Source organism: Aequorivita marina (assembly GCF_031631895.2).
Lineage (GTDB): Bacteria > Bacteroidota > Bacteroidia > Flavobacteriales > Flavobacteriaceae > Aequorivita > Aequorivita marina.
In genome coordinates, this window is record NZ_JAVMBW020000001.1 from 40,682 (window position 1) to 51,965 (window position 11,284).

The 11,284-nt window shown below is 37.9% G+C and carries 11 protein-coding genes; 2 read left to right on the forward strand and 9 right to left on the reverse strand.

What is annotated here, in order from left to right; genetic code table 11:
• Window positions 1-41: 41 nt before the first annotated feature.
• The 4 genes from QPK98_RS00155 to QPK98_RS00170 all read right to left on the reverse strand — a co-directional run bounded on the left by QPK98_RS00155 (window position 42) and on the right by QPK98_RS00170 (window position 3,888).
• Window positions 42-425, reverse strand: a complete 384-nt coding sequence (locus QPK98_RS00155; RefSeq protein WP_310990963.1) for a DUF202 domain-containing protein — start codon at window positions 423-425, stop codon at window positions 42-44.
• Window positions 426-908: 483 nt separating this feature from the next.
• On the reverse strand, window positions 909-1,898 hold the full coding sequence (locus QPK98_RS00160; RefSeq protein ID WP_310990964.1) for a PLP-dependent cysteine synthase family protein: 990 nt from the start codon (window positions 1,896-1,898) through the stop codon (window positions 909-911).
• Window positions 1,899-2,046: 148 nt separating this feature from the next.
• Window positions 2,047-2,505 carry a hypothetical protein gene (locus QPK98_RS00165; RefSeq protein ID WP_310990965.1) on the reverse strand — a complete coding sequence of 153 codons (459 nt, stop codon included), beginning with the start codon at window positions 2,503-2,505 and terminating at the stop codon, window positions 2,047-2,049.
• A gap of 147 nt (window positions 2,506-2,652) precedes the next feature.
• The gene (locus QPK98_RS00170; protein ID WP_310990966.1) at window positions 2,653-3,888 is read right to left on the reverse strand and encodes an ABC transporter permease; all 1,236 of its coding nucleotides are present in this window, start codon (window positions 3,886-3,888) and stop codon (window positions 2,653-2,655) included.
• Between the two features lie 9 nt (window positions 3,889-3,897).
• Between QPK98_RS00170 and QPK98_RS00175 the strand changes: the two genes are divergently transcribed.
• The gene (locus tag QPK98_RS00175; RefSeq protein WP_310990967.1) at window positions 3,898-5,196 is read left to right on the forward strand and encodes an exo-beta-N-acetylmuramidase NamZ family protein; all 1,299 of its coding nucleotides are present in this window, start codon (window positions 3,898-3,900) and stop codon (window positions 5,194-5,196) included.
• Between the two features lie 197 nt (window positions 5,197-5,393).
• On the opposite strand, the gene QPK98_RS00180 is transcribed toward QPK98_RS00175, so the two are convergent.
• On the reverse strand, window positions 5,394-5,888 hold the full coding sequence (locus tag QPK98_RS00180; protein ID WP_310990968.1) for a YkgJ family cysteine cluster protein: 495 nt from the start codon (window positions 5,886-5,888) through the stop codon (window positions 5,394-5,396).
• Between the two features lie 480 nt (window positions 5,889-6,368).
• Here QPK98_RS00180 and QPK98_RS00185 point away from each other — a divergent pair, with 480 nt between their 5' ends.
• Window positions 6,369-7,076, forward strand: coding sequence for a class I SAM-dependent methyltransferase (locus tag QPK98_RS00185; RefSeq protein WP_310990969.1), 708 nt, complete (start codon window positions 6,369-6,371; stop codon window positions 7,074-7,076).
• A gap of 89 nt (window positions 7,077-7,165) precedes the next feature.
• Here QPK98_RS00185 and QPK98_RS00190 read toward each other — a convergent pair whose 3' ends face one another.
• Genes QPK98_RS00190 through QPK98_RS00205 form a run of 4 tightly spaced genes read right to left on the reverse strand, consistent with a single transcriptional unit; the run spans window position 7,166 to window position 11,262 of the window.
• Entirely contained in the window at window positions 7,166-8,803 is a 1,638-nt protein-coding gene (locus QPK98_RS00190; RefSeq protein WP_310991721.1) for an amidohydrolase, read from the reverse strand.
• A gap of 30 nt (window positions 8,804-8,833) precedes the next feature.
• Window positions 8,834-9,271 (reverse strand): putative toxin-antitoxin system toxin component, PIN family, encoded by a 438-nt coding sequence (locus QPK98_RS00195; RefSeq protein ID WP_310990971.1) that lies wholly within the window; start codon window positions 9,269-9,271, stop codon window positions 8,834-8,836.
• On the reverse strand, window positions 9,252-9,482 hold the full coding sequence (gene vap15, locus QPK98_RS00200; protein ID WP_310990972.1) for a type II toxin-antitoxin system VapB15 family antitoxin: 231 nt from the start codon (window positions 9,480-9,482) through the stop codon (window positions 9,252-9,254). Before vap15 ends, QPK98_RS00195 begins: the two co-directional genes overlap by 20 nt.
• A 40-nt stretch (window positions 9,483-9,522) precedes the next feature.
• Entirely contained in the window at window positions 9,523-11,262 is a 1,740-nt protein-coding gene (locus QPK98_RS00205) for a TonB-dependent receptor (protein ID WP_310990973.1), read from the reverse strand.
• Window positions 11,263-11,284: the final 22 nt, after the last annotated feature.

The window sequence follows — 11,284 nt, forward strand, 5'->3', positions numbered from 1 at the left end:
TGAAAAATTTTAAGGGGAGTATGCTATAAAGATACGGAAAATTACACTTCCTGCGGCTCTTTCTTTTCTCTTTTGTCTTGACTGTCAGTGCGTTTACCTTTCTCTTCCGGAATGGTATCGACAAACAAAATACGGTTCCATTTGTAAAGTCTGCGGGTAAGCAGTACATAACGGAAAATACCAACAGCCAAAAAAATAACGCAAACTACCAACGCGATATAACCAAGCCAATGAATATTATCAAAATCCTTAAGCTGCAGAATACCAATTCCGCCAATAAGCAGATAAAGTGACGATCTAATATAAGAAAGCAAGGTACGCTCATTGGCCAACTTAGTGCGTTCTAGCGCCAATATCTCGTTGGTGTTTGCCGGCACTGGCTTGGTACGTAAAAACCTAAATAACTTTTGAGCTTCGTTTTTCATAATATATGGTACACATGACCTCTCACTAGAATTAAAAACAGAACCACCTGACCAACAGTAAGTATAAGGCTTGTTTTTAAACCTCTTGATAAAAAAAGGCAGGTTCCATTGGGAACCTTAGATTGATAGGTTTAATATACAAATATAAAGTGAAAAAGCCGAACCTGAGGAATTTAGAGCTTCATTTAAAATTAGTCGTGTCCGATTAAAGTGTAAGATACTTCAGCATGCTCAGTAATCACCGCTAAAAGAAGTAAACCCCTCACTCGCTTCCTCTAGGGATTGCAAACTTTAACTAACATGAGTCAAAGTAACACCACGAATAACACTTATATACACTAATTCAATCTTTACTTGAAAATGATGATGCAAGCGGGAGGCTCTAAATTTCACGAACCTGCCTGCTGGCAGGCAGGTGGAACAGACTTCCAGCCTGTTTTGAAATCCATATAAAATCAATACAGGTTTGTTGGCCTAGACTTTTTAAACGTCGTCTTCCACAAAACCGTGTTCCTGCATCCAGTCGTCATTATACATTTTACCCACATAACGGCTACCATGATCGTGAAAAAGCACCACAACCACATCATCTTTTGTGAATTTATCTTTTAGTTGAAGTAATCCTTTTATCGCCGCGCCTGCAGAGTTCCCCAAAAAGAAACCTTCCATTTTGGCAAGTTTTTGGGTGTAGATTGCGGCATCTTTATCGGTTACTTTTGTAAACCCATCGATTACGCTGAAGTCAACATTTTTCGGAAGAATATCTTCCCCAATGCCTTCTGTGATATACGGATAGATTTCGTTTTCATCAAAAACACCGGTTTCGTGATATTTTTTAAAAACACTGCCGTAGGTATCAATTCCCCATACTTTTACGTCAGGGTTTTGTTCTTTTAAGTATTTACCAACACCACTAATGGTGCCTCCAGTACCAACGCCTACCACAAAATGGGTTACCTTTCCATCAGTCTGTTTCCAGATTTCGGGACCGGTGCTTTCGTAATGCGCTTTTGTATTGCTCGGGTTGTCGTATTGGTTTACGTACCAACTATTTGGCGTTTCTTCTGAAAGTCTTTTGGAAACGGAGTAATAACTTCGCGGGTCTTCAGGAGCTACATCTGTTGGGCAAACTACTACCTCACTTCCCACGGCTCTTAAAATATCTATTTTTTCCTTGCTCTGCTTATCGCTGATAACGCAAACCATTTTATAGCCTTTTACAATTGCGGCAAGGGCAAGACCCATTCCGGTATTTCCAGAAGTTCCTTCAATGATCGTTCCTCCGGGTTTTAGTCGGCCATCTGCTTCTGCATCCTCGATCATTGTTAAGGCCATCCGGTCTTTTACCGAGTTGCCGGGGTTAAAGGTTTCGTATTTGGCAAGTACCAAAGCGGGAATATCCCCAATTATTTTATTGATTTTTACCATAGGCGTATTGCCGATGGTTTCCAAGATATTTTCTGCGTATTCCATAGATTTTTTTAGAAAAAACTCCTGCAAATAAAGCATGGAAGTTTGATGGCAAAGGTACAATTTATTGCTGAAAAGAAAAGACCTCACAGATTTTTGAAACCTGTGAGGTCTGGTTAAGAATCAATACTTTTCAAATAAAAATGAGTATTTATTTTACAATGGTAAAATAAGGGGCGCTACCATCCGCAACATCCCACATTAATTCATCGTTGTACCAAATTTTAATGGCTCTTGTTTGGTTATCCGTTCTATAGATTTCAGATTTAATAGTGTCCCTGTCCGTTTCACTCCAATCTATATAGGTAATTGGGTATTCTGCATCGCCTTCATAATTAACAAATGTTGTATAAACATAAGTTCCATCCTCCCCCTGAAACAGAACATCATCCACACCTGAGCGTTGTTCTTCGTCATTTATTAGATGGTAAACTTTAATGGCACTTTCTTTATACGAGTTTGGATTATCGGGGTCTAGCAGATCATCACCTGCGGCATTGGTTAATGCTATATTGACATCTAAGGAAATAATGGTGCAACCACAATCATCATCTGTGCTGCAACCAACTACAGTAAGGAGCAAAATAAGTGCTGATAAGATTGGTTTCATATTTTATGGAGGTTTCAATTAAATTCTGACACAAATGAAAAAAAAAAACGATTATAAGAATATTTATCTGTTAAAGTTTTAAGATGACAGCATCTTTTTTTAGAGTTGGAACTTTACAGCGTGAAAATTGCTTCGCTCCACTCATAATTAGTCAAACCGAATGGCCTTCACGGGAGAAATTTTCGCAATTATAAAAGAAGGGATCAAAAGCATTAAAAGGCAAAGCAGAAAAGTACCTGCGTTCAAAATTAAAATATAGTCCCAATGCAAATAAACGGGTGCTTCGTTTACATAATAGGTGTCCGGATCTAACTTAAAAACCTTCCCGTATTTCTGGATCAGCATTAAACCAATCCCGATCACATTTCCCCAGAAAAGTCCCACACCAATTAAGTACATGGCGTTGTAGAGAAAGACTTTCCGAATGCTCCAATCGCTACTACCAAGGGCTTTTAATATTCCTATCATCTGTGTGCGCTCCAAGATCAAGACCAAAAGTGCGGTAATCATATTTATTCCGGCAACGAGAATCATAATACCAATAATCATCGCTACGTTGAAGTCAAAAAGGTCTATCCATTCAAAAATAGAAGCGTATTTATTGCGAATTGTTTGAGTGTCCAACGTACTTTCGGTTTCGTTGTAAACCGCATTGCCAATGGGAACAATATCGTCAAAATCATCAACAAAAACTTCAAAAGAACCTATCTGGTCATCGTCCCATTTATTTAAGCGCTGAATGTGGCGGATATCGGTAAGAATAAACTGTTCATCAAACTGCTGAAACCCGCTGTTATAAATTCCAACAATATCGAAACCACGACTACGCGGGGTTTTAGAAACTTCATCGTTCAAAAAGAAGGTAGTTACTCTATCTCCCAGCTTCAAATGAAGCCGTTTTGCCAGATATTCTGAAATTAGTATTTCGCTATTCAAGTCTTCCTTAAAATTGGGCAATTTTCCTTCCACCAGGAAATCCTGAAAATACGTCCAATCATAATCGTCACCCACGCCTTTTACGACCACGCCTTCAAAATCGGTTTCGGTACGAATAACGCCTCCTTTAGAAGCGGTAATTTGCACGTGTTTTATACCATCCACGTTTTTAAACTCCGGGTAAAAATCTTGGTTTTTTGAAATAGGGTTCTGCGAATCGTTGGAAAAATTGGTATCGAAGTTGGAAATTATAATATCGCCATTAAAGGCAGAAACTTTTTCGCGAATCTTTTTTTGAAGCCCAACGCTTGTGGCTATGGAAACTAGCATCATAATTATACCAAGTGCGATTGCAGTAATTGCAATTTTTATAATCGGTGCCGAAATACTACTTTTATAGTCCTTGGAAGCGATGATGCGCCGGGCGATGAAAAATTCGAAATTCACTGAGAATATATGGGCTTAACTTTTTTCAAAAATACATTAATCTTAACGCTTTTAGTATGTTTTTCTTGTACAAGTCAAAATAAAAAACAAGTAGAAAAGACAGGATCCGTAGAAATAAGCATGGAGAATGTAAAATATGAAAATGATAAAATTACCATTGGAGCTAACAGGTTTTCAGAATATCATAGTCTATTAAAGGGAAAACAGATCGGGATTGTTGCCAACCAGACGTCAATGGTTGCTGACATCGCTGATGAAGAATATCAAACCTCACCTCAGCACACCCTTTATATGGAATTTCACATAGTAGATCATCTTATAAAGAACGGTATTTCAGTTAAAAAAGTATTTGCACCGGAACACGGTTTTCGAGGAACCGCTGATGCAGGGGAACATGTAAAAGACGGCATTGATGCAAAAACTGGTGTTCCATTGATTTCACTTTATGGCAGCAATAAAAAACCATCCAAAGAACAATTAGAAGGAATTGACGTAATGGTTTTTGATATTCAAGATGTGGGTGCGCGTTTTTACACCTACATTTCTACCTTACATTACGTTATGGAAGCTTGTGCCGAAGCGGGAATCCCAGTAATCGTTCTGGATCGCCCAAACCCCAACGGACATTATATTGACGGCCCTATTTTGGAAAAAGAAAATCAGAGTTTTGTAGGCATGCACCCCGTTCCAATTGTACACGGAATGACGATAGGCGAATATGCCAAAATGATTAATGGCGAAGGCTGGCTAAAAAATAATATACAATGTGAATTGAAGGTGATTGAAATGCAAGACTATACCCACCAAACGCCATATTCGCTCCCCATAAAACCATCACCCAATTTACCAAACAACAAATCCATCAACCTCTACCCTAGCCTTTGCTTTTTTGAAGGTTCTTTTGTTAATGCTGGCCGCGGAACCGATATGCAGTTTCAGGTGTTTGGGGCACCGAGTCTGCCAGCTTCGGAATATACTTTTGAATATACGCCGCAATCAAACGATGGGGCAAAACACCCGAAATTCAAGAACGAACTTTGTCATGGAAAAGATCTTCGGAAGGAACCGCGTTTAAGTGAGATTAATCTGGAATGGTTAATTGATGCCTATAACGCCAACGAAAACTTGCCTGTCGGTAAGGCAGGAAAGAAGGATTTTTTCAATTCATTTTTTGTGAAACTTGCTGGAACTAAGAACTTACAACAGCAAATTGAAGACGGAATGTCTGCGGAAGAAATTCGCGATTCTTGGAAAGAGGGACTCAGGAGTTTTGAGAAGATTAGAGCGCATTACTTGCTTTATCCTTAATGAAAGTAGCAGTAGACAGACTCCTATAGATTGACAATTTCCATTTCTACACCTTAGTTTTCTAAAAAAGAATTAGAACAACTTTAGATCTCACCTATTTCTCTCTGTGGTCTCTGTGACTTTGTGGTAAAAATAACCACGGAGGCACAGAGAATACAGAGAGCTCTATCACTTCTGCCTACTGCAACTGAAAACTGCTACTTATTCAACCTTCGTTTCATCTCTTCTACAATATTGAAAGCCGCTGGACAAATAGCGACATTTTTCATCGTCAGGCTTGATATTTGCTGAAACTTTTTTCGGTCTGTATGCGGGAATTCGCTACAAGCTTTTGGACGAACATCATAAATGCTGCAATAATTATCAGCTCCCAAAAACGTACAGGGAACACTTTGCAACACATAATCATTATCTTCATCTACTCTTAAATAAGCCTCAATAAATTGTTGCGGCTTCATCCGTAAATGCTTTGAAATACGTTCAATATCTTTATTGGTAAAAAGCGGACCCGTAGTTTTACAACAATTGGCACAAGTTAAGCAGTCTGTTCTTTCAAATTCATCCTCGTGCAATTCCTGCATCAAAGTGTCTAAATGCTTTGGCGGTTTCTTCTTCAGCTTTGCGAAAAACTTTTTGTTTTCCTTTTTGGCTTCCTTTGCTTTTTGCGGGAGTTGTTTTAAGGTGTTTTCCATTTTTAGTTCTCTCTGTGCTGCCTGTGTTTTAGTGGTAAAATAAAACCACGGAGAGACAGAGGCCACAGAGGTTCTATTTTTTAGCTTTTAAAATCATTAGTGTCCGATTAAAAGAGTGAGAAAATTTGTTGAGTCAAAGATAATAGGCAATTAGAATATTTTTATTTAATGACAGCATGCTATTATACTTAGCATCAAAATTTATCAATTAAAAAGTATGTTTTTTTTAATCATAGAATACGCAGCGGTCTTATATCTTAGTCGGACACGGCTAACTTAAAATATTAATTTTCTCAAGAAGATACAAAACTACTATGATAGACGCGCTTTTACTTCTTTTCGTTGTAATAATATTCTAAAAACTTCAGTAAATAATCACAAGCGTATTAAAGTTCAGTGTTGAAAGCTACTAAAAAAAACGTCTCCGTAAAGAAGAAAACAATACTTTCGCATTGAAGTATTTTGCTTATTCACAAAACTATGACAGACATCATTGGCACCGCATTATTGGACTTTCACCAGGGGAAGTATTCCGAAGATATAATTACCGAAACCAATATTTCGGAAGAAGACGAATTATCACTACCCTATCTTTTTAGAAGCTTTAAAACAATGCCAAAAATTGAACAAACGGCATTACAAACCGCAAAAGGAAAAACCCTGGACGTAGGTTGTGGGGCTGGCAGTCATTCGCTTTATCTTCAGAAAAAAGGTCTTGAAGTAATGGCAATTGACACCTCACAAGGCGCCATAGAAGTATGTAAACTTCGCGGAGTAAAAAACGCAAAAAATATCGATTTACTTCAATTGAAAGATGAAAAATTTGATTCTATTCTGTTATTGATGAACGGAACCGGGATTTTTCAAAACCTAGAAAACACTTCAAAATACCTGAAACACTTGAAGTCTCTACTTAAGCCAAATGGTCAAATTTTAATTGATTCAAGCGATTTACAATATATGTACGACGCTACCGAAGAAGGCGGAATACTGGTTCCCGCAGATCGGTATTATGGCGAATTGGAATTTACCATGCGTTATAAAAACCTGGAAAGTGAGTCTTTTGAGTGGTTGTATCTAGATGAAAGAACTTTTGAAAATATTTGTAACCTGAACAACCTCAGTTTTGAGGTAATTTCCCGTGGTGATAACTTTGATTATTTGGCGCAGATTACGTTGATCAAATAAGAGTTTACAAATTCTTCAAAATCCCCTCTGCGATCGCTGTGCCTTCGCGGTTAAATTTCGCACTCCAAAGTCACAGAGCGCGCAACGTTTTACTCTAATTCATAAACTACCTCACCATTAACAATGGTTGCCACTACTTTTGTATTTGGTAATTCGGCCTCATCAACTTCCATAATATCTTTGTCAAGAACTGTGAAGTCAGCAAATTTCCCGACTTCAATACTTCCTTTTTCATTTTCTTCAAAATTCGAAAAAGCGGCCCAAATCGTCATTCCTCGCAAGGCTTCTTCCCGAGTAAGTGCATCTTTCATTTGAAAACCACCTTCTGGATAGTTTTTTAAATCTTTCCGCGCCACGGCAGCATAAAAAGTGTACATAGGGTTTACTTGTTCTACCGGAAAATCGGTTCCAAGCGCTACCAATCCAGACTTATCTAAGAGTCCTTTGTAGGCGTAAGCGCCCTTCATTCTTTCGGCTCCTATTCTATCTTCGGCCCAATACATATCGCTTGTAGCGTGCGTTGGCTGTACCGAAGGAAGTATGTTGTGATTATCTGAAAAATAAGCAAACCCTTCTGGTGGAATTATCTGTGCGTGCTCCACTCTCCAGCGTTGATCTGTTTTTCCTTCTAAAGCTTCGTCATAAACTCTTAAAACGGCAATATTTGCAGAGTCTCCAATTGCGTGACTGTTCATCTGAAATTCTGAAGCAGCTAACTTTTTAGCTAAAATATTCAAATCTTCTTCAGTTGTTATCATCGCCCCATAATGGTTGTGTTTATCGCTATAGGGCTTGCGCATTGCAGCACCACGCGAACCTAAAGCACCATCTGTATACACCTTAAAAGAACGCACATTCAGTCTGTCTGTTTTATAGGTGCCATTTTGCAGGTAATGATCCACATTTTCAGGGCTATTGCTAACCATGGCATACATTCTTAACTTAAACTTGTCCTGTTTTTGAAGCGTATCGATAAGTTCGATGATATTTCTATCCAGACCTGCATCATCAACCGTGGTCAACCCGTACTTAAACGCGATTTCTTGGGCGTCTAATAAAGCTTGGGTAGATACTTCGGCCGTAGTTGGCGGCAGTGTTTTGTTAACCAGTTCCATTGGGCTGTCTATCAATACTCCCGTTGGTTCGCCGTTTTCAAGAAGCACTTCGCCTCCATCCATTTTTGTATCTGCGGTAATTCCGGCTAATTCTAAAGCCTTTGAATTTACCAATAAGGCATGGCCATCAATTCTTCGCAAGGCAACCGGGGTATCTGGAAACAAGGAATCTAATCTTGATTTGGTAGGAAATTTTTTGTCGTCCCATTTATTTTGGTCCCATCCGCGCCCAACAATATAGGGCTGGTGTTTTTCTTCTTGAAAGGCCACAACTTTACCTAAAACCTCATCAAAACTAGTTGTACCTACCAGATCTACGTTTTGAAGTCCAAGCCCCAGGCCATATAAATGTGCGTGGGCATCAATTAAACCGGGAACTACCGTATTCTCTTTGGCATCATAGGTTTTCTTTATTTCATATTTGAGTTCCAGTTCTGGCTTAAGCCCAATTTCTAGAATCTTTCCATCTTTTACGATTAGTGCATTGGCAGTGCCGAAATCTTTATCGACTAAATAAATCTTAGCATTTTTAATTAATAAGTCTGCTGGGATTTTATCTGGCGCACAGGAAGCTATTGAAGCAACAAGAAGTAGCAGGAGTAGTTTTTTCATCATTGGTCAGTTAAAAGTTTTAGCTCGGGTTCAATTTTTAGAATAATCAATATTAGCGATTTCCTTTTGAAAATCCGAAGGAGTTAAAATTTTTGCAGATTTGAAAGGGTTATGAAGCAATAAATCCTTATCCCCAGTCACTAGGTAATCAGCATTAGAAAAAGCGATCAAGTCTAGTAAAAAATTATCCTTAGGATCTCGATTTATAAAGTGGATCGGTTCAATTTGAGTGTTATGACCAATGGTTTCCATAAATTCTAATAGTTCAATCACATTCTTCTCAGGAAAATATTTGCGCAAGCTAGCGCGTTGCGTTACACGTTTTATTTCAGCAAGCAATTGTTCGGTATAAATTAGCTTAATATCACCACGTGTAATTAATTTTTTTATACCTGCTAGTCGTTTCCCTATTAGAAAACTAATCCAAACATTTGTGTCAAAAATAACCTTAACGCTTTTTTTCGTCATAAATATCCTGTCTCACTTTTTCAACCTCAGCCGTTATGGTCTCCAACGGAAGTTCGTCGGTTTTAAAAACCTCAAGCAACTTTGACAATTTTGAATCAATTACTTCCTTTTCCAATTCCTTCGACAGTTTTATCATTTCCTTTTTTGGCAAACTTTTTACCAAAGTGAGAATCTGGTCGAATGTAACTTCTATTTGTAGCGCAGTTTTCATTGTGTCTATTTTTTCAAAGTTACTTAAAATTTTGACAGCATTACCAATCAAACTTATAAGTAGCCCCAGCCAAACCTTGAATTCCCTGTACGGGATAATCCATCCATTTCTGGTAATTATCGCCAAAAAGATTGCTTCCTTTTACGAAAACTGAAAGCCGATCTGTAAATCTATATCCAAAGCTTAAATTGGCATCCACATAGCCATCTAAGGTTACCGTTTGTAGGTCTGTATTACCAAACGGAAAGTCGGAGGTTAACAAGTCTTTACGTTCACCCACATAGAATATAGAAGCCCCGCCGTATAACTTTTCGGTGATGTTGAAATTTGAAAACAATGAAGCTTTTAACGCTGGAAGGTTCCAGGCTTCATCTTGAAAATCTGTACTATAATTATAGTAGTTGGCATTAATCCCTAATGTAAATATATCGGAAACTTCCACTTTCAATTCCCCAAAAAATGCCAATGTATTTACATCGTCATAAACCACATTAAAAGAGTTTCCAAAGTCGTACCCCTTAAAACTTGTATTGTATGTTTTTAGCACATTTCTCTGAAACAAGGCTTTATTTTCATCCTTTCCATAAGAAATTCGAGCATTATAAGCCACGGCATTAGAAAGCATTCCCTTAATTCCTCCGAAAGCTTCGTATAGTTTTTTTGTAGGTGAAATATTTAAGGTAGGTGAAATAAATGGGTTTTCTTCCTTAAAGTTATAAAAGCTATTCTGCTTTAGGCCACCATCTGCACCACCATAAACAATTGCACTTTCATCTAGTAAACGATACGAAACATTAAGTTTTGGATATAATGAGAAGTCAGTTTCACTGTTTTCAGCATCAACACTAACATAGCCCGAAACCCCCAAAGAAACAGTAAGATCATCATTTACAAAAGTGATAGAGGGTGACAAGCCAGCATTCAAATAACTGTATTTTATATCAGATAAATTTTGATAGTCTCTCTTAAAGCTTCCGAGTAAATAATCAATATCAGCATCTATTTTTAAGGATAGACTTTCTAATGGAAATGAAAACTCCGGTTTAAACTTTACATTAAATTCCGAAGAAGAAAATGCATCGCCCAAGTATCTAACATTAGCAGTTGCTCTGTTAAAAAATGAATCATCTAAAGCAATGCTTCCGCCAAGATACCCGCTAAAATACGTTTGTAAAGGGTCAATGTTATTAATGTCCGCTTCAGGTATAAAAAGCACGTCATCATTAGGCAACCCATACCAATTATAGGTTTGGTGTTCCACCCCAGCTTCAAAACGATAAGTTACGTCTCTTTGCCTACTGGTATAATTTGCATCAAGGCTGGTATCGTAATATTTATTGTCCAGTTTCACGTCTTTGATATCACCTTGTGAGGAGTTGTGCCTAAGAAAAAAACCAACATTATCGGTACGGCTGATTTCAAAATTGCTATACAACTCACCTAAAATCGAGGTATAATTGCCAAATCCTAAAGTAGCGTAATTATCGTAGCGTTTAATAGGCTTCGTTTTTTCAACAGTTGTAGCCTTTCCTTTGGCAGGCGTAAATGTTGACGCCACCGGAACAGAAAATATACTGTATTTCACTTCCTTTTTTGGAGTAGTGAGCGAGTCGTTTAACGTGGCCGTCTCCTTTACCTTAAAGGCATCAGAAATTGTTGGAGTATATGGTTTAACAATATTGACCACTTCAGGATCGAGTTCCTTTTCTTGTGAAAAAGCTGAAAAATGAAATAGCAACAAGGCCGGAATTGAAAATAAAACTATTTGTTTTATGGACATATTTTCAAAGTTTAATTTTAGA